This window comes from Gillisia hiemivivida (assembly GCF_007997295.1).
In the GTDB taxonomy this organism is placed as follows: Bacteria; Bacteroidota; Bacteroidia; order Flavobacteriales; family Flavobacteriaceae; genus Gillisia; species Gillisia hiemivivida.
This window is the reverse complement of record NZ_VORY01000001.1, coordinates 265,319-290,319: the sequence shown is the minus strand read 5'-3', so window position 1 is coordinate 290,319 and position 25,001 is coordinate 265,319. Positions and strand designations below refer to the sequence as shown.

The following is a 25,001-nucleotide window of genomic DNA, read 5'->3' as shown; positions in this document are numbered from 1 at the left end:
ATTTAAATATTGTATAACATTTGCGCTACTTTTTTCATCCAAGGTTTCAAGTCCTTCACCATCCTATCCCTAATTATTTTTTTGTGCAGATCTGCAGCAGTGGGATATGGATAAGTCTTGTTCATGATTTTTTTAATTGCAATCCCCGCGCTGTTTACTAGAATAAGTTCCTGTGCAATTTCCCCTGCGTTAGGAGCCACTAAGCTTCCTCCTAAAATCTTTGCTGAACCCGCTAAGAACATTTTTTTTTCAATAAACAGCAGCAGTTTTCCGTATTCAAAATCATCTGTGGTGCCACGATCGTTCTCGGAAAAATCTATTTCTAAACGCTCATAATTTATGCTTTTGTTTATGAGTTGAATTTCTCCCAACCCAAAAGTTGCCACTTCTGGGTTTGTAAACGTAACCCAAGGGAATTTATCTTTTTCTAACTTCTTTTTAAAAGGAGATAGAAAATTATTGAGCAGTAACATATTATGCATTTCTGCCGCATGAGAAAATTTAAAATTATCGGCGGCATCGCCACTTACAAAAACATTTTTATTGCTGGTTTGTAACTTATTATTCAACACAATTTTTCCGTCAACTGTTTTGATTTCGGCTTTCTCCAGTTGCAGGCTTTCAAAATTCAATTCCCGTCCAATCCCCATAAAAACAGCATCTATAGGTTGCCTAACCAGCTCACCTTGTTTGTTTTTTATTTCAGCTAGACCATCATTAGTGATTTTTTCAACTTCCGCATTTAAATAAAAAGTGATGTTCTCTTCTTCTAATTTTTTAAATAAAACTTCAGAAATAACGGGGTCTTCTTTCTTCAGGATTCTTTCTCCTCTGTCTACTATAAAAACTTTAGAGCCTAGCCTTGAAAAAGCTTGTCCCAACTCCATGCTAACCGGCCCCGCACCGATAAATAAAAAGTTCTTCGGAATAAAATCGATCTCAAAAATACTTTCATTGGTAAAAGTGATCTCAGGTTTTAAACCTTCAATTTCAATTTGTCTTGGCTTTGACCCGGTAGCAATGATTATGTTTTTTGCTGAATACTCTCCGTTATTAATTTCTAAACTGTTTTTAGAAGAAAACTGAGCCGTCCCAATAACTACATCTAGTCCCTTTTCTCTGAAATAGTCAACATTTTCATGCCTGCGAATAGTATTTTGCTTGCTTTCTATATATTTTTTTACTTTATGAATATTAGGAGCTCCTGAAGATTTTATTCCAAAATCTGATGCCTTAGTAGATTGATGGATGATATTAGCCACATGGATTAAAGCTTTGCTTGGTACGCATCCGGTATTAAGACACTCTCCTCCTATTTTTTCTTCAGATTTATCTACCATGAGCACTTTAAAACCCATTTCTAACATGCCTAGTGCAATTCCCAAACCTCCAGATCCTGCACCAATAACAATTAGATCGTATTTATTTTTAATCATCTATTGAAGATAATATTGATAACAAAAAAAAGCCGATTTCTAGCAATAAGAAACCGGCTTTAGTATGTATTAAAAAATTCTACTGAATAGCATTAAACTCAAATTTTTGACCTCCAACAGAAATTCCTGCCATGGCTCCTGCCTTTGGTTTTGTAACTACTCCTACTCCATCTCTAAACTCCACGTCTCTAGAAACTCCTTCTTCTAAAAGAACTGCAGATACATTTCCGGATAATTCATAGCTACCACTTTTAAAACGGTTCAAAGCATCTTGTGTTTGAAAAAAGATCACTTCTATATATGCTTTTCCACCTACCTGTAAACCTACATCTACCTGTTTAAGACTTGAATATCCTATTAAAGTTCCATTTTCATAAACAGTCCCGTTTCCTGAAGCCGCACCAATTATATAGGCTCCTTTCCCAACATTAGGAAAAATAGCGTAGCCTACAGAATTATCAAAAAGCTCTGAAATATTTGGATGATTTTTAGTTATAGTTGCCTTAGCATCGCGTGAATCGGCCATAATATCTCCAGATGTGTTCTGACTTGATCCACAACTTACCAACAATAAAACCATAAAAGACATTAGCATTGGAATTAAAACTTTTTTATTAATCGTTTTCATCTAAACTTATTTTTTTGGTTAATACCATAAAATTAGACGAAGCATAAAACTATTAATGTTAAGCGCTTGTTATTTCACTAAATATTAGCACAAAAATCTTAATATTGTTAATTTTTTAAGGTAAAATTCAGATGAATTTTACAAGTTGGCTGTATATTAAATTAGCGTAGAATCTAAATGCACGATCTTAGTGTTTAAAATCTGAGTGTCAAATTCTTTCGGTTGCATTTTTTTGATCCTTTCTATAAGTAATTGAGTGGCAGATTCTCCGATACTCAAAGGGTGCTGATCTATATACGAAATTGAAGGCCAAAGAAATGGTGCGAAATCTTCATTTACATATCCTATGATCTTTATGTCTTCAGGAATATTTAGTTTTTTTTCCTGAACAACTCGGGAAGTTAACAGCGTACTTAAATAATCCAAGGACACAAATGCTTCCATCTCATAGGTATCCAAAACAAGACCAAGCTGTTTTCTTAATACCTCAGGATCATTAGATACAATCAAGAATTCCTTTTGAAATGTTGTGTTTTGGTCGTTCATTGCCGCTTTATATCCATCTATTCTAGCTTGTGCAAGTCCAAGATCTCCGATACTACAAACCAATCCTATTCTATTAAGTCCTTTAGACTTCAGATAGCGAACAGCATTATAAATACTTTGCATATCATCTACCCCAACTTTATCCAATTTTACATCTACATTGATTCGATCAAATAAAACCACAGGGATCTCATACTCGGTAAATCTATAAATATGATCGTAGTTCTTAGTAGTTTGAGTTTCTGCCGAAACAGACATTAAAACCCCATCTGCCAATCCATTAGAGATCAAATCCATTATCTGTTTTTCAACAGTTAAGGACTCATTAGAAATATATGTGATTAATTGATAACCATTTTTTCTAGCCTCATTCTCAATTCCTCCTAGTACTTTTGCGAAAAAAGTGTTGGAAATATTGGGAACTATCACTGCGATATTTCCTGTACTCTTACGCTTTAAATTAACTGCGGTAAGATTTGGGCTATAATTATGTAATTCTGCTAATTCCTTTACCCTTTTCACCGTATTCTTGCTTATCTCCGGGCTTCCATTCAATGATTTTGAGACCGTGGAAACGGAAACATTCAATAATTTAGCCAATTCTTTTAGTGTGATCTTGGATCTCATAAGCCTAATAAATTACTTGAAATTTAAATTTAGAGAAGTTATGTTAATTAAACCCTGTTTAAGCTGTAAATTATTCTGATTTTTCAGTTTCAGACATAAAAAAATCCGAGTTCTAGATAAGAATCCGGATCATCTTTTATTTTAATAATGTTTAATACAGTATAAAAATCAAGAACCTCGGGGCAAGCCCACGAGTTATGTCTCGATGGTTCGGGAGGAAAATACTTTTAAAAATTCGAGGCAAGCCCGCCTGAACGTATCGGCCAGGCCTCGGGGAATTAAACCCTCAATGAGGGATTGATTAAGGAAAAATTTAAAATTTGTTAATTCAATGTTATTTTACTGATAAACAAATGATTAAAAACCATAGGTTTAGGGAATATGTTTAAAAGTGACCTCGCCCAGAATCGAACCAATTCCCTTGACGCCCTATTCTATGGGGCTTGAACAATTCTACAAAAAAATATTGACGATCTGTGAGCCTTTATAAGTGATTTTGAACATTCATCTTATAAAATATAATCAAATATAATAATAAAAATTAGACAGCTAAAACACCTACTGAGATAACCATATTTTTGATAGATTTAAAAGAGCTAATAGAAAATTGAATTTAACTGAAATTGCAAAAAACGGTTATAACTAAAAAATTAAGTATGAAAATTACTCGTCACAGTTTTGGAAATATAGCGGGTGATAAAATTCCTGTTCAAATGCTTCAGCAATTATATAGACATTCATCTATAAATACCATTATAATGAACCAATCACTTTATAAGAGAAGAAGCAAATAAAGCTTTCTGTATTAAATAATCGCCTATTTATATGAGTCAAACCGGTTATATATTAACCGGACATTAATGTTCTTAAAATGGAAAAGAAACAGATATTAGCTCAAACATTGACTTTTCTTTACTTAATAGCCTAATAAAATATGGATCAAAGTATTGTATTTATTACCCTTGCTCTAGCCCTAATCCTTTTTATTTGGGATAAGGTTCGTTATGATATAGTTGCTTTTCTTACACTTTTTACATTAGTTGTTTTTGGAATAATTCCATCGAGTGAAGCTTTTAAAGGATTAAGTCATCCTGCAGTTATTACGGTAGCAGCTGTGCTTATAATCAGTAAGGCTCTTCAATATTCCGGACTTGTAGATGTTATTGTTGACTGGATAAGCAGGATATCTGAGAAATTATGGATACAGATTATATTACTTTGTGGTATTGTTGCCTTAGCTTCTGGTTTCATCAACAACATTGGTGCTCTAGCCATTATAATGCCCGTGGCAATTCACCTTTCACGAAAAAATAAATTTTCACCTTCAGTTCTTCTTATGCCCCTGGCATTTGCTTCAATCCTTGGCGGGATGATTACACTTATAGGAACCCCTCCCAATATTATAATATCCACTTTCAGGGAAGAAGCTTTAGGTAGTAGATTTGAGATGTTTGATTTTGCTCCGGTTGGTCTTGCCTTAACCGTGGTCGGACTTCTTTTTATCACCCTGCTGGGTTGGCGGTTCTTACCCAAAAGGCAGTCAGCCGAGAGTCCCAATATATTTGAGATAGAAAATTATATTACAGAAGTGATCATTCTGCCAAATTCAGATCTAATTGGAGTGACCATTTTCAAAGTAAATGAATTGCTGAAGACGGAAGTTATTATCTTGGGGATCATTAGGAACAATGTGCGCATACACGCACCTTCGCCCTGGGAAGAATTACTGGAAGGCGATATACTTATCCTTGAGGCCGATACCGAGGATCTCAAAAAATTTACCGACTCCAAAAGATCTACTCTTGCAGAGGGTAAACTTCTAAGTGATAGCGCAAGGGGATCTGATATAATCCAGACCGCTGAAGCTGTAGTAATGGCTAATTCCCTGTGTGTGGGAAGCAGCGTGACAGAGATAAGAATGCGGTCACAATACAATATAAATGTGCTGGCAATTGCCCGTGAAAACAAGAAAATAAAAAAGCGAATTGCCCAAACTATAATAAAACAAGGGGATGTGCTGCTTTTACAGGGCCGTCCAGAGAACCTTAAGGAAGCCATGAAATCCTTGAACTTCCTCCCTCTGGCTGAAAGGGAATTGCATCTTGGAAGACCTACCCGGGTCATTGGTGCGCTTAGTATTTTTGCAGCAGCAATCATCCTAGTGATAACAGGACTCTTGAGGGTAGAAATAGCTTTTTCTTTCGCTGCTGTAATCCTGGTGATAAGTAAAATTCTACCCTTGAAGGAAGTTTACCTAAGTGTTGACTGGCCAGTGATCATCCTCTTGGCTGCAATGATCCCGGTGGGAGAGGCTTTTGAATCCAGCGGAGGAGCCGCGACGGTGACCAGTTTGATATTGACACTAGACAACGATTATCCTGTTTGGATCTTTTTGGGTTTACTTATGGCCATAACTCTGGTTCTCTCCAATATTATTAATAACGCCGCCACAGTGGTATTAATGGCTCCCATTGCCATAAAAGTTGCTGAAAGTCTGGGATTAGCCACAGACCCTTTTCTTATGACTATTGCTGTGGGGGCCTCCTGTGCCTTTCTTACTCCAATTGGGCACCAATCCAATACCCTGGTTATGGGACCGGGAGGATATAAATTCAGCGATTACTGGAAAATGGGACTACCTGTAACCATACTAATATTGTTATTCGGCATTCCACTTATCCTCTATGTGTGGCCTGTTTAACGTTGGGCTATTTTATTGAATTGCATTTATATTTTCCTTTTGCAACTAAAAATGTCACCACCACCAGTTTTTAAGAGGTGATTTGACATCATAATTGAAATTAAAGTATTAATATTTTATTGCCCCATATCTACCATAACTAATCTGCGCGTGGATCCTGCGCTGTTTTTATAGCGTACGGGAAGTTAATCGTTAAATAAAAACAGCATAGGGAACGAAAATATGATTTTGTTTGATTGGTATTATTACTGTAAAAGTGACCTCGCCAAGCCCGAGCCGTCGGGGGAACTTGGATCTAAAGTTAAGGACCCCGACGCTTCGGGGCTATTCTAGCCGTTGAACTACGAGACGATTAATTAAAGATCATAAATTTATAACCTCTAAGAGGTTTTGCTATAACTTATTCCAATTCATTAAAAATTATGTAAAAGCAGGTACAGTAGTAAATAGCTAGAATTTCCCTATTTTTAAGTAAAATTCGAAATATGAACATAAATTATAAACACACAATTATATTCCTAATAGGCTTGATGTTTTCAGGGACTATAATTGCCCAAACCCATCCAATTATGAAAGACCCCTTTGCACATACCTTTTCTATAGTTGCCCGAGATTCTGTAACTGGAGAAATGGCGGTGGGAGTTCAAAGTCATTGGTTTTCTGTAGGACCATTGGTGGCTTGGGGAAAATCTGGAGTTGGAGTGGTAGCAACTCAATCTTTTGTTAACCCGGCTTATGGCCCTAACGGGTTAAAATTAATGGAAGAAGGAAAATCTGCCTCTCAGGCTTTAGAAAAATTAATAGCTGAAGATGATGGTGAAGAGTATAGACAGGTTGCTTTTTTAGATTCTTCAGGAAGAACAGCTGCACATACTGGCAGTAGTTGTGTAGAATCTGCTTTTCATTATACAGGGAAGAATTACTCTGTACAAGCAAATATGATGCTTAATGATAAGGTGGTACCCGCAATGAAAGCTGCGTTTTTAGAGCATTCTGATCTTCCTCTGGCAGAAAGAGTTGTTAAAGTTTTACAAGCGGCACAAAATGCTGGCGGAGATATTCGCGGGAAGCAATCTGCTGCATTGATCGTGGTAGGCGCCAACAAGGTAAAGAACTCTTGGGAAGATAAAAAGATAGATCTTAGGGTAGATGATAATGCAGAACCTATAGTGGAGCTAGCGAGACTTTTGAAAGTAGCAAGAGCTTATGAATTTATGAATAAAGGAGATCTTGCAATGGAAGCAGAAGATGTAGACGAAGCTCTAAAGCAGTATAGCAGTGCTGAAAAACTATTCCCCGATAACTTAGAAATGAGATATTGGAAAGCAGTAGCACTTGCAAATAGCAAGAGATTTGAAGAGGCGATTCCTCTATTTAAAGCTATATTTGAGGCAGAAGATAATTGGAGAACGATGACCTTGAGATTACCATCTTCTGGCCTTTTGAATGTAACCGAAGCTGAATTAGATAAGATTGTGAATTAAATAGGAAATTAATTTTTACTGAATTTAAAAAAATTTATTATGAAAAAGAGACTCTTAAATAGTACCATCATTGCCTTAAGTTTAAGTGTGATGATTGCATGTAAAGAAGAAAAGAAAGAAACTGAAGCATCTCCGGCTAATTCAGAAATGGAAACTATAGATAATCCAAAAACTACTGCTGCTTTAAACCCAGTTCATGGACAGCCAGGACATCGTTGTGATCTTCCCGTGGGAGCACCTCTAGACCAAGCTGCTAGCACAAGTATTCAACAAACCAATACCACTACTCTCAATTCAAATGTTTCCCCAGTGAGAGTTGACGGAGGTGATACCCCTGCCAAAAACCCTGCTCATGGGCAACCAGGACACGATTGCTCTAAACCCGTTGGAGCAGATCTAAATTAGACTGAGGAAAGTTTATAACATCCCTTTTATATTCGTTCAATAAAATTATTGAAGGGGAAATTTTTTAGTTTCACTATCGACTAAAATTCTAAAATTAAATATGCCGACCTCAACCAGTCTGAACTTTTATTCCAGCCTCGTCTTGCAAACGAGTTCTATTAGTGATCTGGTTGCTAATAAATCCCTTTTTTCTAAAGTTCCAGAAGACTGGCATGCAGTTGCCGCAGATATCAAAAATTCTACGGAAGCTGTTAGAAACGGAAATCATGACCAGGTTAATTTAGTAGCGACCGGAAGTGTAATTGCCATTTTAAACTTAGCCTATTCAAAAAATATGACTATCCCTTTTTTCTTTGGAGGAGATGGTGCAACGATGCTAATTCCTTCAGAATTACTTGATAGCGCAATGGCAGCTTTAAATCAGCATAGAATAAATACCTTGGAAAATTTTGGGCTCGAACTTAAAATAGGTTCTCTTTCAATTAAAGAGATCTATGAGAAAGAGATCTCGTTGGAAATCTCAAAAGTTAAAATTAGTGATATCCTAACTATACCAGTAGTTCTTGGTGAGGGTCTACAATATGCAGAAAACCAAATAAAGGCCAACTTTAAAGATTCGCATAAAGGGAGCACCAAAATTCCAGATCTCTTAAATTTAGAGGGTATGGAATGTAAATGGGATAAAATAAGTCCGCCAGAAAAAAATCAAGAAGTTGTAAGCTTAATAGTAATTGCTTGTAAAGAAGAAGATCCTTCAGAAGTGTTATCGAAGGTCCTACAAAATATCGATACTATTTATGGTTCCCTAAACAGTAGAAAACCTATTTCAGTAAAACGATTAAAATTGAAGGCCAGTTTGCAAAAACTGAATGATGAGATGCGCTCTAAGCTTGGAAAATATGACGCTTTCTATCTTTTAAAAAATTGGATTACTACTGTATTTGGAAAATATTATTTAAAAAACACCAGCGCAGGAAAAACCTATCTTCAGAAATTAGTGGAGCTAACAGATACGCTAACCATAGACGGGAGAATAAATACCGTAATTACAGGTACTCCACAGCAGCGTAAATCCCTAACATCTTACTTAAATCATTTGGAAGAAAAAGGAAAGATAAAATATGGGCTTCATGTAAGTGAGCAAAGTGTGATGTCCTGTTATGTTAGAGACATGAAAAAAGATGACCATATTCACTTTGTAGATGGTGCTGGAGGTGGTTATACAAAAGCAGCAAACCAGCTAAAAAACAAATAGTCTTTTACCTGGTTTGCAGCAATAATATTATTTCAAATTTCTTCTTACTTAATCCAACCCACCTTTTCGAGTAGCATCTCTAGCCTCAGGCCAAGTCATTTGCTCCCCAGATCTTTTGCTAATTGGTAAAACTCTTTTTTCTCTTGAGGTTTTCTCTGGATCTTCACTTGCCATATATGCCATAATTGCTGTAAGTATCACGTTGCTACGAACATCATCAAACACAATCTTATCATAAGTATCCAAGTTGGTGTGCCAAGTATAATTCCAGTAAGACCAGCTTATAGAACTCAAGCTAAAGGCTGGAACTCCTGCCGCAAGAAAAGAAGCATAGTCTGATCCACCACCACTTGGTATTCCAGGGAAGGTCGTTTCAATTTCATCTGTAATTTCTTCTGGAACTGCTTCCAACCATCTACCTAAATAATCGTAAGAGTTCAAGAATCCTCCTCCTGAAAGATTTACCACTCTCCCGGTTCCATTATCCTGATTAAATAATGCCTGAACATTGTCTACGATTTCCGGATGATCCTTCACAAAGGCTCTAGACCCATTCAATCCTTGCTCCTCACTGCCCCAATGTCCTGCAATTATAGTACGCTTTGGATTTGGATACATTTTTTTGAGAATTCTCATTGCTTCCATCATTACCATAGTACCAGTCCCATTATCTGTCGCTCCTGTTGCTCCATCCCAGGAATCGAAATGCGCTGAAAGGATTACATATTCCTCAGGTTTTTCTGTTCCTTTAATGGTTGCTATGGTATTAAAGGTAGGAACTACACCCAATTCTTCAGATTCTGCAACCAGTCTCAATTTCGGTTTATCTCCATACTCAGCTAGCCTATAAACCATTCCATAATCCTCTAAAGAAAGCTCTATAGTTGGAATTTTTTTAGTGGAAGCAGAAAATATCTTGTTTGCTCCAAATCCTCTGGACCAGTTTAAGGTAATAATTCCAGCAGCTCCTGCTTTTTCCAAAGCTTCAGTAATGTTTCTGTTGGTATATCCTGTTTTGGTCATTCTATCTGACCATGCCTCAGACTGCGCGTTTCTGTCCTCTTTCATTTTAGCGAAAGAAGAATCGGTAGCAAATTCTTCCCAATTCTCATCTGGTCTCCCAGTCATTTGAGGCATAGAAATCATTACTAATTTCCCTTTAACTCCAGATAATAATTTGGCAAAATTAGTAGAATCTTTGGCTTCTGGTAAAATAACAACTTCAGCAACAATAGGTTTCTTACCCGAGCTTGGGCTCCAAGCCAATTGCATTCCAGAAAGAGTTCTTACTCTAGGTTCTATTAGGTCTATATGGGTAATTCCACGTTTCCAACCTCGCCATTCTCCCCATTGCTGATTTTCTGCAGGAATATCCCATTCTTTATATTTATTCACCGCCCAATCATGCGCTTGCTTCATTTCTGGAGTACCCACTAATCTTGGTCCAACAACATCTAATAGCTCATGACCTAACTTTTCTAGTTGAGAATTCTCTGAAGCTTCCTTTACAATATTTTGAATAACAACATCCTGATCTTGAGCAAAAAGAATGCTCGAGAAACAAAAGGATGCAATGAATAAAAATTTACTTTTCATAAAAAATGAGTTTAATTAATTCTAAGTTGTTCAAATATATCTTTTTTTGCATTAATAATTCTCAAAGTGACATTTTGTGTATAATACGCAAGAAAATACAAATCACATTTTTAAACTTCCTATTTTTGATTTATAGGAAACTGTAACTAAGAAAACTTTATAATGGATTTAGAATTTATACGGGAACAATTCCCTTCTCTTAAAAAGGGCTATACATTTATGGATAATGCGGGAGGCTCGCAAATTTTGGGTAATAGCATCAACTATATTTCTGAATATTTTTTGAACTATAATGTACAATTAGGTGCCTCCTATGAAGTTTCAGCCAATGCGGGGAAAGCACTTTCAAATTCTACGGAGAAGGTTGCAGAATATCTAAATGTTTCCAATCCTAAAGAAGTAATTATTGGGCCTACCTCTACAATGCTGTTAAGGATACTGAGTATTTGTATTAGCGATAGCTGGAAAGCAGGGGACGAGGTTATTATAACCAATACAGATCATGAAGCCAATGTTTCTTGCTGGAAAGACTTAGAAAGCAAAGGTATTAAGATTAAGGTATGGAAAGTGAATCCATGTTCTTTTGAATTGGAATTAAATGAACTTTCTAATTTACTTTCCAACAAGACAAAATTAGTGGCGGTAACACATTGTTCGAATGTTTTGGGAAGCATTAACCCCATTAAAGAGATCTCCAAAATTGTACATGAGGCCGGAGCACTTATTTGTGTAGATGGCGTCGCTTTTGCTCCCCATAGAAGAGTGGATGTGCAAGAATTGGATGTAGATTTTTATGTTTTTAGCTGGTATAAAGTTTTTGGTCCGCATCTGGCAGTGATGTATGGAAAGTTGCCTTTGCTTATTGATATGCCTGGAATTAATCACCAATTCTTCAAACCCGAAGATGTGCCCTATAAATTTCAGCCGGGGAATTATAATTTTGAACTTACTTATAGTTTAAAAGCTATTCCTGAATATATGATCGGGATAAATGATCATCACTTTTCTGATAATAAGTTTAACAGAAACGAAAAGCTGGAAGCTAGTTTTGAGCTGATAGCTAATTATGAGGCTCAATTGGCACAAGAGCTTTTAGGTTATTTGAGATCTGTTGAAGACATTAAAATTATTGGCGCTTCGAGTGCCGATGCCTCTCTTCGTGTACCAACCATTTCCTTTATTCATCCCAAATTTAAAAGTTCAGAAATTGTTGAGTTCATAGATAAAAAGCACATTGGGATTAGATATGGAGATTTTTATGCGAAACAGCTAATTAAAGATCTGGACCTGAAACAATATGAAGGTGTAGTTAGAGTGAGTTTAGTACATTATAATACAATAGAGGAGGTTCAGAATTTAATAGCGGCTTTTAAAGAGATCTTTTAATTCCTCATTGAGGGTTTAGTTTCTTAACCCATAAGCTATCGGGGTGACTCGCATATTTAAAAGTATTATTCAACTTCTGATGTAGCAATAATTTTTCCTCCAGCGTGCAGGATGGACTTTTTTGCATTTTCAAAATCATCCTGAGAAATAGCTCTGGTGGCATCTTCTATCAAGACGGCTTCAAAGCCTTCTTTTAGAGCATCTATGATGGAGAAATAGACACAGTATTCTGCCGCAAGGCCACAAAAATATAAAGTACTAACTCTTTTATCTTTTAAATACCCCGAAAGTCCAGTAGATTTTAAATGCGCATTATCATAAAATCCGCTGTAACTATCTATTTCCTTATTGGTTCCCTTTCTGAAAATAGCTTCAATTTTTTTTGAATTTAATTCAGAATTAAATTCTGCTCCTTTTGAATTTTGTACACAATGAACTGGCCATAAAATTTGATCCATTTCATTCAATTTGATGATTTCATACTCCTTCTTTCCAGGATGATTTTCAGCAAAACTAGAATGATCTAAAGGATGCCAATCCTGGGTTGCTATTACCAAATCAAATTTATGCTGAAGCTTATTAATTAACGGAACAATTTCGTCGCCACCGGGAACAGCCAAAGAACCTCCCGGAATAAAATCATTTTGCAAATCTATTATTACCAATGCTTTCATCACTATTTCTTATATTTCTTTAACAAGGTTTCGCGTTCCTTTTTAAGTGCCTTACTAATACCTACCTTATAAATATGCGGATTATCAAAGCGTTTATATTCCATAGGAAGACCCTCTAATCGGTCTCGGGAGTATGCTGCTATCTCTTTTAAGCTCCTGGTCTCTTGGGTTTTTTTACCATTTTTCATCACTAAATGAAGCAAGGCTTCAGTCTTACAGTTTTTTACAGGCAAAGATTTCAAAATTTCCTGCGGATCATAGATCCTTGAAACCTCTTCCTCATCTCTCATCGTAATGGCATCGGCACCTATAAGTTCTCCTTTTGCATTCATCAATCTATAAACCTGTTTTTTATGGGGAATGGTTACTTTGGAAAGACTTTCAGAAATCTTCAATCTTGGAATGCCATTAGAAACAGAGAGTTTATAAACGCCATCTAATGCACCATCTGGTTCTCCAGTCACCAAATTAGTACCCACTCCAAATATATCTATCGGGGCATTTTGTTCTAACAAACTCTTGATCACATATTCATCTAACTGATTTGATGCCGCTATTTTCACATAATCCAGACCTGCCTTATCAAGCATTTTTCTACTTTCTTGCGCCAAATATGCCAAATCTCCACTGTCCAATCGAATTCCCATCAATTTTTGACCCTTAGATTCCATTTCCTTTCCTATCTTAATAGCATTTGGAATACCGCTCTTAAGCGTATCGTAAGTATCTACAAGAAGCACGCAGTCTTTTGGTCGGCTTTGGGAAAAGGCTCTAAAAGCCGTTATTTCGTCGTCATAACTTTGAATAAAGGAGTGTGCCATAGTCCCAGAAACCGGGATATCAAAATTTTTGCCTGCCACCACATTGCTGGTGCCATCAAATCCTCCAACTATTGCCGCTCTACTGGCATAATATCCACCAGGACCATGGGCTCTTCGCAAACCGAATTCAAGTAATATGCTGTTTTTTGCTACCAATCTTATTCTGCTTGCCTTAGTGGCAATTAAGGTTTGAAAATTTAAAAGATTCAGAAGGATAGTTTCTATAAGTTGAGCTTCTATAATATTGGCTTCTACTTGAAGAACCGGCCTATTAGGAAATAAAATATCACCCTCTCTAGCAGCCATGATAGTACCAGAAAATTTGAAGGTTTTTAGGTAGTCTAGAAACTCTTCAGAATAGTTCTGATCTTTTAAATAAGCAAGGTCTTCTTCATTAAATTTAAGTTCTTCGAGAATTTCCAATAGATCTTCTAAACCCGAGAAAATCGCATATCCCCCATCAAAAGGAAGCTTTCTAAAGTAGTAGTCGAAAACTGCAGAGTGTTCTTTTTGCCCATTTTCAAAATAAACTTGCGCCATGGAAAGCTGGTACTGATCTGTATAAGTAGCAGTAAAATCTAGCATTTAATTAATTTTGGTGAAGCGGGATATCCCTGTATCACCTTCAATTTTTTAAGATAATAATCGAGATCCTGCTCACTATGTAACACAAATTTAATCTTTTGGATTTGGGATTTCTCATCCAGCTCCTCTAAAATTGTTTTGAGGACAATATCATCCCCTTATCCCCTCCTAAATCCTCCTAGATCCTCCCCAAAGGGGATGACTTTAAAAAAATAGTACATAAATTAGGTTCTGAAATTATTCCGCTAGCTATCCGAACAGCATGAACTGTGCTAAAAACCAGTATTGTCCACCTGTCCCGAATCATATACGCAGGATTTTGGAAATCATCTAACTGAATTAGTTAAAGACTACGAGCTAGAATAATCAGAAAAAAATAAATATTTTGCTGAAGAAAATCTTGCTGAGTTATCCCAATTCTGTTTCCTTCAGAAGTTTTAGGCTTAGAACACTACTTTTTCTATAGCAGTAGTTAATTTATTTTCCTAATTTAGAAAGATTTCGCAATTCATTGGTATTAATACAAAATCCGAAAAACTCCTGAAATTGAGAGAGAACCGAAAACGATACAGAATCTTTTTTAAGCTTGAGGAACATCTTGAAGTCCCAATGTTTCTTCTGGCAATTGGGTGGTTAATTCTTTTTATTATAGAAATTTTTAGAGGGCTCAGCCCATTTCAAGAAAAGCTCATATACCTCATATGGATTCTCTTTATACTCGAATTTTTGATTAAAATAATAATAGCACCCCGAAGAAGTCAGTTCATAAAGCATAATTGGATCACCGTAATATCACTAATAATACCTGCACTTCGGGTTTTTAGAATGTTTAATGCTTTAAGAATACTGCGTACGCTAAGGGTTATAAATTCTACAAAGATCATCCGGGCTATAACTTCAGGAAAAAGGTTTTTTGGTGCATTAGATAAAGCACAGGGTCCACAGCCAAATGCAGAGATGGATGTAGGATTCCTGATCGCAGTTAAGAATCTGAAAGAAAAAAAAGAAATGATTGCGTATGCAAATCAACTTGCTGAAGACGTAAAACCAGAGCTGGAAGAAAGTACAGGAATAAAATGGAATTTTGTTATTTCAGAAACTTTTAAACTTGACAATGACCGCTCCAGAAATCCGTCTTTTTTCCTTGACAGAGCCAGCATGAGTATGGCTGAGGGCAATTATGACCTTGTTTGTGTACTAACAGATATTGGACTGATGTCTAGGAGAAATGTCCAGGTTTCTGCCCTTAGTTCATCCATTGCACGCATTGTGGCCCTTTCCACAAGACAAACTACGTCCACAGGAAAGAACCGGGAAAGACTTGATTTAAATAGCACATTCGTCCGGTACAACTCTGCTTCTCTTTTCCTTCATCAAATAGGGCATATATTGGGCCTGAACCACAGCCCTGCAACAGAACCGGGAATTATGAGTTCCACAAAATTCGACAGGTCTTTATCAAAAGTTCCCTCTTTTTCTTCAAAAGAAAAAAAAGTACTTAAGAAAAAAGCAAAAAAGGCTCCAGACAGAGAGTTGAGAAATGGAAATGATCTTGAAACCTTCATTTTTCATATCCTGATGACCTTTAGGCATCTTGGTAAATTCTTTTGGCCACTGATAAGGAATAAAGCATTATTACTGCCGCTTTCCTTGCCGGGTTTAGCTACTGCCGCGGTAGCGCCCGCAATAATTTTAATTTTCAACGCAGAGATCTGGGATGTGGGTTTAGGAATGACCAATGGAACTGCTGCATTTTTTGCGATTATAAGCATCATGTTAGCAAGCTTTTATCTGGTGCGGGTACAATCTCTGTTTCTTCCGAAAAGAGAAAAAAGAATTATCACTGAACATCTTGCCGTGGCCAACACAGTTATCTATTTCAGCATTTTCCTTGCTTGCATTGGACTTTTCCTCATGGTAGGGGCATTGATGATGGTAATAGAATTGTACGTATTCCCAGAAGATCTTATGCGCACTTGGCCAACTTTAAGCAAACCGGAAATTTTATTGGAAGATAAGATCAGGATCGCAGTTTTTATAAGCACAGTTGGAGTAACCACGGGTGCCTTGGCAGGGGGATTAGAAAGCAGAACTATTATTCAACATCTGGCCTTGTTCAGAAAAAACGAATAGGAGAAATGAAAGAAACTCTATAGTTCCCGCCATGTCCATAACTTCTGAAAATGATGCATGAATCCTTTAAAAATAGGAGAAAAATATTATAAACAAAAAAGCCCGACAGATGAGTGATCAACCAGATGAATACTTAGATAATCATTATATCCATAGAAGTAATTGGTTAAGAGCAGCAGTGCTTGGTGCTAATGATGGCATTTTATCTACTGCAAGTCTTGCAATTGGTGTCGCAGCCGCGAGCGATATGAGAGAACCTATTATTTTGGCTACTCTAGCTGGTTTAGTTGCCGGTTCCTTATCTATGGCTGCTGGAGAATACGTCTCAGTAAGTTCTCAAACCGATGTTGAAAGAGCGGATATTGAAAGAGAAAAAATAGAACTAGAAGAAACCCCAGAAATAGAATTGCAGCGCCTAGCTGAGATTTATGAGAATAGAGGTTTAAAGAAAGAAACTGCCTTAATTGTGGCAATAGAATTAACCGAGCACGATGTCCTTGCTGCTCATGTAAGAGATGAGTTAGGAATCAATGAAATGAGTCAGGCCAATCCAATCCAAGCCGCATTGGCTTCAGGAGCCTCCTTTATCGTTGGAGGGATACTTCCTCTTTTGGTTGTGTTATTTCTACCTCTTTTATTTATGGAGTATTATTTATACGGATTTGCAACCTTATTTTTAATAATATTAGGTGCCTTAGCTGCTAAAACCGGAGGTTCCAATATTGGAATTGCCATTCTAAGAATTACATTTTGGGGAACAGTAGCGATGGGGTTAACCGCTTTCGTCGGGTATTTATTTAGTGTCAACGTGGGATAAAAATTTTAGATGTTTTTCGGGAAGCACAAATCTATTATTATAAATACAATCCTATCTTTAAGTATCTTTGAAAAAAATAAATAATGCTTCATCTTAAGTTAGAAACAGATCCACGTTGGGTAAACATAGTTGAATCCAATATAGAAGAAATCCTTACTGACCATGCTTGGTGTGAGCAGAAAGCAGCCACAAATGCTATCACAATTATCACGTTAAATTCGGAATATCCAGATCTGGTAACCGAATTATTGGAGCTGGCAAAAGAGGAGTTAGAGCATTTTGAAATGGTTCACGAGATCATCAAAAAAAGAGGGTTTAAACTGGGGCGAGAACGCAAAGACAGCTATGTTAATGAACTTTATAAATTCATGAACAAAGGCGGGAGCAGATTGAATTCTATGGTAGACAGGCTCCTGTTTTCTGCAATGATCGAGGCGAGAAGTTGTGAGCGCTTTAAACTACTTTCCAAAGAAATAAACGATCCTGAATTATCTAAATTTTATCACGACTTAATGATAAGTGAAGCTGGTCATTATACCACTTTTATAGGCTTTGCTCGTAAATACGGAAAAGATATCGATGTTGATTCGCGTTGGAAGGAACTTGTAGAATTTGAAGGCGAATTAATAAAAAGCTATGGTAAACATGAAACTATTCATGGTTAAAAAAACCAGAAATACCGAACATCTTCAAGTACAAGTACTAACATTTATTGATCTACCCTTGAGAACAAATAGAACATTCGCTTACAATGACCCTTTTAAGCCCAAACACGTTTAAACTTTCTACTTATAATCCCTAGAATAGTGAAATTCAGCTGGTTTATAATTATGAATACTGCAATTTCAGAGGCGATATAAGGCCGGGCTATCTACAATTCCTGATCGCAGATTTGTAATCCAGTGATATGATCTTATAATTTTAGCAACTGCCATTCCAGATAGACTTGTCCAAATCATGTGCATGCTGTATAAAGGGAAAATTATAAAGCTTTTGTAAATATGACAGCAATGTATAGTAAAGACAGTAAAACAGAAGATTTCACCGATATGACAAACTCTTAAACGAAACGCAACGAAATGAGTGCATCCAATGATATCGAGGATTTCAGCGCAAAATATTCCATTCCTCCAACATCAAGCATTCTCCACTTTCTTTTATAAAACATGCTTATCACACAGTACACTAACAGCTTTTAACATAAAATTGCAGGAAAATAACGCCGTTTTTTGTAATTTAAAAAGAACAATCTAAAAAAGTAAACTTTACTATTATGAGATATTTTTTTTTAATACTAAGTGTAATCTCCATTGCACTTACCAGTTGCGGGGACGAGAACAAAACGCTTATCGAGATACATGACCAGCTTCTCACAGAGAATGACAGCCTGAGGCAGGTCAATATGCAATTCCAACGGACTCATCAACAAATGAAAGATACACATGCTCAAATGAAGGAGCAGGTGGAAGCCAAAGAAATAACCGATCCTGATCTTAGGGAAAAACTTGCGCAGCACGAAGTTTTATTTAAAAAGCATGAGGCAATAATGATGGGTCACGAGGCAAACATCGAAGCTCACGAAAGTCTTCGGGAAGGCTTCTCTAAACTCAACCTTACCGAAATGGAAGCCCAGATCGTTGAAATGCAGGAGGGCCATAACAAGTTGATGGCAGAACACGAGGCTATGCGGGTAGAACATGAACAGATGGAAAAAGATCATTCTATGATGCTCGAGCAGATAATAGCACAGAAGTAAGCTCCAGCAAACGTTCTGAAAACTAATTTAATAGAGGCGGCTCCAAAAAAGCAGTCTCTTTTATTATAATTATACTCGAAAAATTATCCAGATCGCCACTTGAATATAATATATATCCCTGACTGAGATTTTTCTTCTAAGAGGGATTAATATAATAATTGTAAAAATTGTCTTTATATACAGCTAAACTTTCTTTATTAAGAAAAGTTTCAAAAAAAAGGATGGACTGCTTACTAGTGGATGATTTATAAGAATTCATTCTCAAATTTAATAAGAATGTTTGACCTATGTTAGACCTATATAAAAAAAGAAAGCCACTCAATTTCTTGAATGGCTTGTCTTCATTGAGCTCCTCCTCTTGGGCTCGAACCAAGGGGCAACATCTTAAGTATATCAGTCCTTTCCAAAGGTTATCATTTAATGGGTATCCGAAAAGTATGCCTTTTTAATAATGTTAATATTCAAATTTAATATAATTAATGCATCTAGTTATAACTATAATAATAAAATAGAGATGTTTTTTTATTATAGCTGGAATGAATATCTATTCAATAAATTAAAAATTTACTCGTTAAAATATTAGGTAGAGCTCGTTTAAAATTACCTATTACTTTTTAGATTATCAAAAAAGCAAATCTTCTCCTTATACAAATATAGAAGGCATCGATTTCTTACTCCTTTCATAATTGATTGGTGTATCTCCATATATATCCTCCTGAAGAATCTCTTTCTCCTCGGCATACTCTTGAAATACAAGTTTTACTCAATCCTGTTTTTTGAGTAGCTTCTGCAACTGAATCAAATTCATCAATTATATTGGCATTTAAATCCAACTGAATTACTCCTTTTTTCCTAGAATCACCATTGGAAGTAAATACCTTAGAACAACTGTAACTCCATAGGTATCCATTTAATAAGCCATTGGCGCTTAAACATGCTCTGGAAATATCCTGTTTAGTTGCATTAACCGAAATGGCTGCACTATTTAAACAAGTATAATCTTGAATTAACTCCTTAGTTTCTAGATTATACTTAAAAATAGTCTTTTTAAAACCTCCTCCACTATCTGCATTGTAACCATTTTCTTTAGCATTATATTTTATCACATATTCCTTTTCTTTTTCTGCTAATTCGTTACTTGAATTTGCTGTATCTATCTGCACCCATTCAAATGCTTCAGATCCATAGGTTCTAATAGCTTGCTGAAATTTTCCACCGACATTTTTTTTAGCTTTTTGTAGATGGTCGTTTCGTCTATCTTTCAAAAGATTAAAGGTCACACCTATATAAACTTCTTTTGTGATTTTATTGATTGCTTTATATATTTTTCCTAATCTATTCATTACTATCTGCTTTAGAATGAATCCAAAAATAATATTCCCCACCTGAAGATTTATCTTCGTAGCTGCAGTTCAGATGATCTGCATAAAGTTGTAACCATTTAGTAAATTGATGAGGAGACAAATCTTGATATTTGGGATATAAGGAGATAAAATCAGACAGAAAATGTCGCTTATCAAACTTAAAATCTTTCTTAATATATACCTCTGCAAATTCCACAAAATCAGAACTTGTATTGTCCGTTATTTTTGAAATTTGCAAATTTAAGGATGGTAAATCTATTAAACCATTAGCCAAATAATCTTGTACACATGTAGACATAAAAAAATAAAATTTATTCCATTCCTCCATAGGCCAAAAATTGCCAAAAAATCTATTTCCAAATTCATGTTCAGGTTTGAGTTTTTTACTATAGTGGTTTGCTATTTCAAATTCATATCGTCTTCCTAAATCAGAGTCACCCCCATCCCCATTTACATAATAATTAGAGGTAATTAACAGCTTAGGAGATTTTGAATCAGGAATATAGAATGATTGTTTTCCTTTTTTTTCTACTTCCACTCCAGTAGTTAGAATAGAATAAAAAATATCGAATTTTAAATTTTTAGAAATATCATCGTATACCAAAAGGTCGGTAGTAAGATTTATGCGTTGATTCTTGAAATAGCTTTCATTTTTCATGCTCTTACCATCAAAAAGTTCCACTTCTCGACATTTACTTAATGCTGTGGCGATAACAGTTTTTCCAGTTCTTCCATTGGCTTTGTCTCCAACACCCATTTTTTCATCATACAAAATAACCGCCTTTTGTTCTCCTTTCTCTTTATTGCGATGCAACAAATAACCTATAAGACATTTCAATGCTTGAAACCTTTGATCTTTACCTCCAGTAATTCTTTTACAAAAAGTTTCAAATTGTCCAACAACATCTAGAGAAGGAGGGTTATATTCTATTTGTAATATCCTATTCTGCCATATAGGTTTTTCTAAATTTTCATTTTCAATAACCTCTATTCTATCTGAGTAAACCTCACATACGCAATTTTGAAAATAAAATTTTGAAGAATTTAATTCATCTAGATCATCAATAATCTCTATTGACTTTAATAACTGAAGTTTATTTACACCTATGTAAGTACCAGGGCTTCTTGCGAAAACATCATATATCTCTCTATTAGCTTCGTTATCTAGAGTATTTCGAATAAATGCGACCAAATCTAAAATCTTTATACGATATAAAATGTTCCTATCATTTCTAACGAGCATAACCTCATCCCCCATGCGGACATTTAAAAACCCATTCAATTCTAAAAAATCAATAAGTTTGGCTTGTATAATTTTAATTGCACCATTATCATCACGTAAATAAAATGATATAGGTTCTTCGATAACTTCTTTAGTCATTTGTTTCAAATTTTTAATTAGCAGAGAAATTTCGCCGCTTTCTGAGAACAAATATTTATAAGAAATTTATCTGTAAATGGAAAGTTTTAATTAGAAACAGATAATACGCTAATACAAATAACTAGAATACAACCACTTAAACTGGTTACCAATTAAAAATTTTATAATGGGAAGCAGATAAATGCAGATTACTTCTCGGTTTCTAATAAGTCAATTATACTATTGATCTCTCGCATAGAATCTTTATCCGATAGTATCTTTTTATCTAATACTCCAAGTGAGTTTAGCTTATCACTTGGCATAGGGATGCCTTCTTTATCTAATATTGCGAAATTTTGGTTTACAGATAGCCAGATGGGGTTAATTTTTATTAAATGTTTCTTCTCTTTTAAACCTTTAAAAAAATGATCAGCTTCGGGATGAGAGCCCAACCATATTATCTTTTTTGATATTATACCTTTTGAAAAAACAATCTTAAGATCCATTTTATTAGTTTCTGATGGAATTAAGGAACTTTTTCTTAAAGCTTTACAAAATTCATTAAAACTACTCCATCCTGAAGGACTTTCCATATTTAGGAATTGAATCCCATAATTGATTCTTGACTTTTTATTATCTTTTTCACTGATAAACTCTTTTTGAAAGTCTAATAAACATTTATGGAATTGAGTTTTTATGACCGTTTCAAAGGGTTTGGGAGTATTAAAATTTGCAGCGTTATCAGATGCTTTAGATAATCTCTTATTTATGAGCATCACAAAACGGTTCTCCTTCCTTTCATTATCTAACTGGATTAAATCTTCATGGAGTGTAATTCTTAATCTCTCGAATTTATCAGAAATTTCATTCTGTAAATCTTCATTTAAATCAAATTTATTTATATCAGATTCAAAGCTCGGCGTTAAACTTATAGAATATCTGCTCCTACCGTCCCATTCCTTTGGAGAATTAAATATTATAGTATAACTATACCAAAATCTATCTTTAATCACTAAAAAAAAGGATTCTGAAAAAACATCTTCTATTTCATCAATTAGCTCTAAGGATTTCATGTAACTCTAAATTAAATATTAACCAACACAGCAACAATATTGATGCTGTGCCAGCAAATATAATAATCCAGATTTCTTTTTCAGGAGTTTTTTGATAAAGGAGAAACAGTCTCAAAAGCTTGGTTATCCAAAATACAGCTTAACTCCTACCCCTTACTAATAATATGAGGAATTTTCAATCTTTACTTTAATTTAAAATTTCAAAATGATCATAATAATAAGCTCTCCCTTTAATTATATAAACAGTTTTTAATTTGACTGTAACTTTTACATTTTCTACCCAAATCTTCTCCCCTTTTTCAAGTTCCCCAATTTGATGTTTTACCATCACCTGAAAAGGACAGAAGAGTTTTTTAAGAAGATTATTCCAAGTAACTATGTATAAAATTTTAGGAGAGCTATACTTTAATGTTTCTATTAATTCTTCATCGCTCATTGCATAAACGCTATATAATTAATGTTGCAAGAACCAATTAGGACTTCCACTATGTAGTGAATTCACTAGGTGATTGATTAAGTCGTACGCGTGAACATTGCGTTCAAAATTATTATCTATGTAGGAGGATTTGTTGGCTTCCGTAAAAAGATTGTAAAGCTTCCACAGATTAATTGTGCCATCCCCTTTACATTTAAAATTAGGGCATTGATAATAGTTTTTCACTACGGTGTTTATCTGACTGTCATTTAGCGAAATAGAGAAATGCTGCTGTTGATCGTATTTATCCATAAACTGGTACATTCTTAATTTCCCAATTAAATGGGCGAATTGAGATTCAGTAAGATTATAATCAGCCATTCTTTTCATCACACTTAAATGATCCTCACGATTATATGCCCTTAACAATCCCTCAACTGCTTCAGATAGTTGGTTAACAGAAGTAACTCTAACCTGATCTGCCAAACCATCTGTTGATATGCACAAGTTGGTACACACCATGTTTTTAAACCCAACAAATAATTTGAACTTTTCAGGACTTTTCTTGCTATACAAGTTTTCCTGATTATAGGCACGTACGCCACCCACGCTAAGGGCTAATGCATTTCCATTTACAATCTCAGTAACCTCAGGAATTTCTATAATGAAAGCACAACGTTCATAGTACAATGTTTTCTCAAAATCCTTAAGATCTTTTGCAGGCTTACCTATAGCAGATGGAATTCTCCCTTTAATCATATGTGATGTCCTAATATTTGGCTCAGCTACATTAAATTCTGGAAATAGGTCTTTCACTACCTGTCTGGTTTTATGTACAAATTCGTAGTGACTAATCGTACTCTCATTGTCCTTGGAAAAAACTGGAATTATACATTCATTTTTTAGATGAGATAAATTTACTTGGGTCGTATTGGCTTCAATAAAACTTCGATTTGTGGATGTTACCACTTCCCTCTCTTCCACCATTTGATTTTGTATAAGGGATCTTTCTATTATTTCCATAATTTTAATTTTTTGGTTGTTCTACATTATTTTCTTCAATTAACTGCGAATTGCTATCCTCAATAAGGTTCTTACGTTCAATTATTAACGGGTATATTTCCTTCTGTACGGAAGAATATTTATCATAAATATGTTTGAGCCCTGCAAGATGGTGGCATAGTGAAATTTCTTTCTTAATCTTTTCTATTGAAACTCCATCTGTACACCACTCTTTAAGCTTCTTTCCAGTAGATTGATTAATTATAAACTCTGGCTTATTCATAAATAATCCAGTTCTATCCTTTGAAGCTTTTACTAGATGGTTATCATTAATAAGCTCAAAATTGACAGTGAGTTCATATTCAAAACCCTCTCTTGTTATCTCTTTTGTACCCAGCTTCATAACCTTAGTTTTACCATTCATATCCCTATCTAAGGAATAATCCACTTTTCTGCGGGTTGATGTGATCACGTGACATTTAGATTGTAATATCCCATCTACAAATGAATTATGATAAGGAGTGATTTTTGCCCAATCTTGGAATCTCCCTCCAAGCTTTTCGTGCATCTCTAGGCAACCACCTTTACCCTGCCATTCGTGAGATATAGAGTCCACAATAATAACCTCCATATCAGCCATTTCGCAGGTTTTAAGAGCTTCAACATATCTTTGTGGTGAATAAGGTTCTTCTAGACTTAACACGTTAAAATCGCCTAGATGAGAGTATAATGATGCGGAATTATTTTCAGTATCTATTACTGCTATTTTACTCCAATCGTTAGTAATTCCAAATGCTAATAAAAGGGCAGAATATGTCTTGCCATAGCCACTTGGTCCGCTTAAGCCAATTCTTAATTTCACTTGGCTTCGCTGTGCTTGTTGTAGTTTCATAAAATATTAATTATTAGTTGTCATCAAGATTATTATTAAATCTAC

22 protein-coding genes are annotated in these 25,001 nt (G+C 35.3%); 10 read left to right on the top strand and 12 right to left on the bottom strand.

The features are described from left to right. Nucleotides 1-2: 2 nt before the first annotated feature. From ES724_RS01285 to ES724_RS01275, 3 genes are all read right to left on the bottom strand, one after another. Nucleotides 3-1,436 (bottom strand): dihydrolipoyl dehydrogenase family protein, encoded by a 1,434-nt coding sequence (locus ES724_RS01285; RefSeq protein WP_146928488.1) that lies wholly within the window; start codon nt 1,434-1,436, stop codon nt 3-5. A 79-nt stretch (nt 1,437-1,515) separates the two neighbouring features. Beyond that, nucleotides 1,516-2,064, bottom strand: coding sequence for a lipid-binding SYLF domain-containing protein (locus ES724_RS01280; RefSeq protein WP_146928485.1), 549 nt, complete (start codon nt 2,062-2,064; stop codon nt 1,516-1,518). A 156-nt stretch (nt 2,065-2,220) separates the two neighbouring features. Continuing rightward, nucleotides 2,221-3,237 (bottom strand): LacI family DNA-binding transcriptional regulator, encoded by a 1,017-nt coding sequence (locus tag ES724_RS01275; RefSeq protein ID WP_146928482.1) that lies wholly within the window; start codon nt 3,235-3,237, stop codon nt 2,221-2,223. Nucleotides 3,238-3,893: 656 nt separating this feature from the next. Between ES724_RS01275 and ES724_RS01270 the strand changes: the two genes are divergently transcribed. From ES724_RS01270 to ES724_RS01250, 5 genes are all read left to right on the top strand, one after another. Continuing rightward, entirely contained in the window at nt 3,894-4,031 is a 138-nt protein-coding gene (locus tag ES724_RS01270; RefSeq protein WP_211362736.1) for a hypothetical protein, read from the top strand. Between the two features lie 140 nt (nt 4,032-4,171). Then, on the top strand, nt 4,172-5,938 hold the full coding sequence (locus tag ES724_RS01265) for an SLC13 family permease (protein WP_146928479.1): 1,767 nt from the start codon (nt 4,172-4,174) through the stop codon (nt 5,936-5,938). A 485-nt stretch (nt 5,939-6,423) separates the two neighbouring features. Further along, complete coding sequence (locus ES724_RS01260) at nt 6,424-7,422, top strand: DUF1028 domain-containing protein (protein ID WP_246136788.1); 999 nt, start codon at nt 6,424-6,426, stop codon at nt 7,420-7,422. Between the two features lie 39 nt (nt 7,423-7,461). Beyond that, nucleotides 7,462-7,827, top strand: coding sequence for a hypothetical protein (locus ES724_RS01255; RefSeq protein WP_146928476.1), 366 nt, complete (start codon nt 7,462-7,464; stop codon nt 7,825-7,827). 100 nt (nt 7,828-7,927) lie between these two features. Continuing rightward, complete coding sequence (locus ES724_RS01250) at nt 7,928-9,082, top strand: DUF3095 family protein (protein WP_146928473.1); 1,155 nt, start codon at nt 7,928-7,930, stop codon at nt 9,080-9,082. Nucleotides 9,083-9,130: 48 nt separating this feature from the next. Here ES724_RS01250 and ES724_RS01245 read toward each other — a convergent pair whose 3' ends face one another. Further along, on the bottom strand, nt 9,131-10,678 hold the full coding sequence (locus ES724_RS01245; RefSeq protein ID WP_146928472.1) for a M20/M25/M40 family metallo-hydrolase: 1,548 nt from the start codon (nt 10,676-10,678) through the stop codon (nt 9,131-9,133). 162 nt (nt 10,679-10,840) lie between these two features. Here ES724_RS01245 and ES724_RS01240 point away from each other — a divergent pair, with 162 nt between their 5' ends. Next, nucleotides 10,841-12,064 (top strand): cysteine desulfurase-like protein, encoded by a 1,224-nt coding sequence (locus ES724_RS01240; RefSeq protein WP_146928469.1) that lies wholly within the window; start codon nt 10,841-10,843, stop codon nt 12,062-12,064. A 65-nt stretch (nt 12,065-12,129) separates the two neighbouring features. Here the strand turns inward: ES724_RS01240 and pncA are convergent, their stop codons facing one another. Together pncA and ES724_RS01230 are read right to left on the bottom strand one after the other, a co-directional pair. Next, nucleotides 12,130-12,738, bottom strand: a complete 609-nt coding sequence (gene pncA / locus ES724_RS01235; RefSeq protein WP_146928466.1) for a bifunctional nicotinamidase/pyrazinamidase — start codon at nt 12,736-12,738, stop codon at nt 12,130-12,132. 2 nt (nt 12,739-12,740) lie between these two features. Continuing rightward, the gene (locus ES724_RS01230) at nt 12,741-14,144 is read right to left on the bottom strand and encodes a nicotinate phosphoribosyltransferase (protein WP_146928463.1); all 1,404 of its coding nucleotides are present in this window, start codon (nt 14,142-14,144) and stop codon (nt 12,741-12,743) included. 726 nt (nt 14,145-14,870) lie between these two features. Between ES724_RS01230 and ES724_RS01225 the strand changes: the two genes are divergently transcribed. From ES724_RS01225 to ES724_RS01210, 4 genes are all read left to right on the top strand, one after another. Then, entirely contained in the window at nt 14,871-16,277 is a 1,407-nt protein-coding gene (locus ES724_RS01225; RefSeq protein WP_170249829.1) for a reprolysin-like metallopeptidase, read from the top strand. A 109-nt stretch (nt 16,278-16,386) separates the two neighbouring features. Continuing rightward, nucleotides 16,387-17,094, top strand: a complete 708-nt coding sequence (locus ES724_RS01220; protein WP_146928457.1) for a VIT1/CCC1 transporter family protein — start codon at nt 16,387-16,389, stop codon at nt 17,092-17,094. A gap of 83 nt (nt 17,095-17,177) precedes the next feature. Continuing rightward, nucleotides 17,178-17,759, top strand: a complete 582-nt coding sequence (gene miaE / locus ES724_RS01215) for a tRNA-(ms[2]io[6]A)-hydroxylase (protein WP_146928454.1) — start codon at nt 17,178-17,180, stop codon at nt 17,757-17,759. Between the two features lie 764 nt (nt 17,760-18,523). Next, on the top strand, nt 18,524-18,850 hold the full coding sequence (locus tag ES724_RS01210) for a hypothetical protein (protein ID WP_146928451.1): 327 nt from the start codon (nt 18,524-18,526) through the stop codon (nt 18,848-18,850). A 680-nt stretch (nt 18,851-19,530) separates the two neighbouring features. On the opposite strand, the gene ES724_RS01205 is transcribed toward ES724_RS01210, so the two are convergent. From ES724_RS01205 to ES724_RS01180, 6 genes are all read right to left on the bottom strand, one after another. Then, nucleotides 19,531-20,193, bottom strand: coding sequence for a GIY-YIG nuclease family protein (locus ES724_RS01205; protein WP_146928448.1), 663 nt, complete (start codon nt 20,191-20,193; stop codon nt 19,531-19,533). Then, complete coding sequence (locus tag ES724_RS01200; protein ID WP_146928445.1) at nt 20,186-21,595, bottom strand: hypothetical protein; 1,410 nt, start codon at nt 21,593-21,595, stop codon at nt 20,186-20,188. Before ES724_RS01200 ends, ES724_RS01205 begins: the two co-directional genes overlap by 8 nt. 188 nt (nt 21,596-21,783) lie before the next feature. Continuing rightward, a complete protein-coding gene (locus tag ES724_RS01195; protein WP_146928442.1) occupies nt 21,784-22,587 on the bottom strand; it encodes a hypothetical protein in 804 nt (267 codons plus the stop codon). Between the two features lie 247 nt (nt 22,588-22,834). Continuing rightward, nucleotides 22,835-23,083, bottom strand: coding sequence for a hypothetical protein (locus ES724_RS01190; protein ID WP_146928439.1), 249 nt, complete (start codon nt 23,081-23,083; stop codon nt 22,835-22,837). An 18-nt stretch (nt 23,084-23,101) separates the two neighbouring features. Next, nucleotides 23,102-24,085: a DUF3871 family protein gene (locus ES724_RS01185; protein ID WP_146928436.1), complete on the bottom strand. Its 984-nt coding sequence runs from the start codon at nt 24,083-24,085 to the stop codon at nt 23,102-23,104. 4 nt (nt 24,086-24,089) lie between these two features. Then, nucleotides 24,090-24,956, bottom strand: a complete 867-nt coding sequence (locus ES724_RS01180; protein WP_146928434.1) for an AAA family ATPase — start codon at nt 24,954-24,956, stop codon at nt 24,090-24,092. Nucleotides 24,957-25,001: the final 45 nt, after the last annotated feature.

What these genes read in the sequence shown, in the direction of transcription:
- miaE (WP_146928454.1), top strand. Translation starts at nt 17,178, where the DNA reads ATGCTTCATCTTAAGTTAGAAACAGATCCACGTTGGGTAAACATAGTT.
- ES724_RS01250 (WP_146928473.1), top strand. Translation starts at nt 7,928, where the DNA reads ATGCCGACCTCAACCAGTCTGAACTTTTATTCCAGCCTCGTCTTGCAA.
- ES724_RS01210 (WP_146928451.1), top strand. Translation starts at nt 18,524, where the DNA reads ATGAAAGATACACATGCTCAAATGAAGGAGCAGGTGGAAGCCAAAGAA.
- ES724_RS01220 (WP_146928457.1), top strand. Translation starts at nt 16,387, where the DNA reads ATGAGTGATCAACCAGATGAATACTTAGATAATCATTATATCCATAGA.
- ES724_RS01265 (WP_146928479.1), top strand. Translation starts at nt 4,172, where the DNA reads ATGGATCAAAGTATTGTATTTATTACCCTTGCTCTAGCCCTAATCCTT.
- ES724_RS01240 (WP_146928469.1), top strand. Translation starts at nt 10,841, where the DNA reads ATGGATTTAGAATTTATACGGGAACAATTCCCTTCTCTTAAAAAGGGC.
- ES724_RS01205 (WP_146928448.1), bottom strand. Translation starts at nt 20,193, where the DNA reads ATGAATAGATTAGGAAAAATATATAAAGCAATCAATAAAATCACAAAA.
- ES724_RS01180 (WP_146928434.1), bottom strand. Translation starts at nt 24,956, where the DNA reads ATGAAACTACAACAAGCACAGCGAAGCCAAGTGAAATTAAGAATTGGC.
- ES724_RS01200 (WP_146928445.1), bottom strand. Translation starts at nt 21,595, where the DNA reads ATGACTAAAGAAGTTATCGAAGAACCTATATCATTTTATTTACGTGAT.
- ES724_RS01230 (WP_146928463.1), bottom strand. Translation starts at nt 14,144, where the DNA reads ATGCTAGATTTTACTGCTACTTATACAGATCAGTACCAGCTTTCCATG.
- ES724_RS01275 (WP_146928482.1), bottom strand. Translation starts at nt 3,237, where the DNA reads ATGAGATCCAAGATCACACTAAAAGAATTGGCTAAATTATTGAATGTT.
- ES724_RS01185 (WP_146928436.1), bottom strand. Translation starts at nt 24,085, where the DNA reads ATGGAAATAATAGAAAGATCCCTTATACAAAATCAAATGGTGGAAGAG.
- pncA (WP_146928466.1), bottom strand. Translation starts at nt 12,738, where the DNA reads ATGAAAGCATTGGTAATAATAGATTTGCAAAATGATTTTATTCCGGGA.
- ES724_RS01270 (WP_211362736.1), top strand. Translation starts at nt 3,894, where the DNA reads ATGAAAATTACTCGTCACAGTTTTGGAAATATAGCGGGTGATAAAATT.
- ES724_RS01255 (WP_146928476.1), top strand. Translation starts at nt 7,462, where the DNA reads ATGAAAAAGAGACTCTTAAATAGTACCATCATTGCCTTAAGTTTAAGT.
- ES724_RS01260 (WP_246136788.1), top strand. Translation starts at nt 6,424, where the DNA reads ATGAACATAAATTATAAACACACAATTATATTCCTAATAGGCTTGATG.
- ES724_RS01280 (WP_146928485.1), bottom strand. Translation starts at nt 2,064, where the DNA reads ATGAAAACGATTAATAAAAAAGTTTTAATTCCAATGCTAATGTCTTTT.
- ES724_RS01190 (WP_146928439.1), bottom strand. Translation starts at nt 23,083, where the DNA reads ATGAGCGATGAAGAATTAATAGAAACATTAAAGTATAGCTCTCCTAAA.
- ES724_RS01285 (WP_146928488.1), bottom strand. Translation starts at nt 1,436, where the DNA reads ATGATTAAAAATAAATACGATCTAATTGTTATTGGTGCAGGATCTGGA.
- ES724_RS01245 (WP_146928472.1), bottom strand. Translation starts at nt 10,678, where the DNA reads ATGAAAAGTAAATTTTTATTCATTGCATCCTTTTGTTTCTCGAGCATT.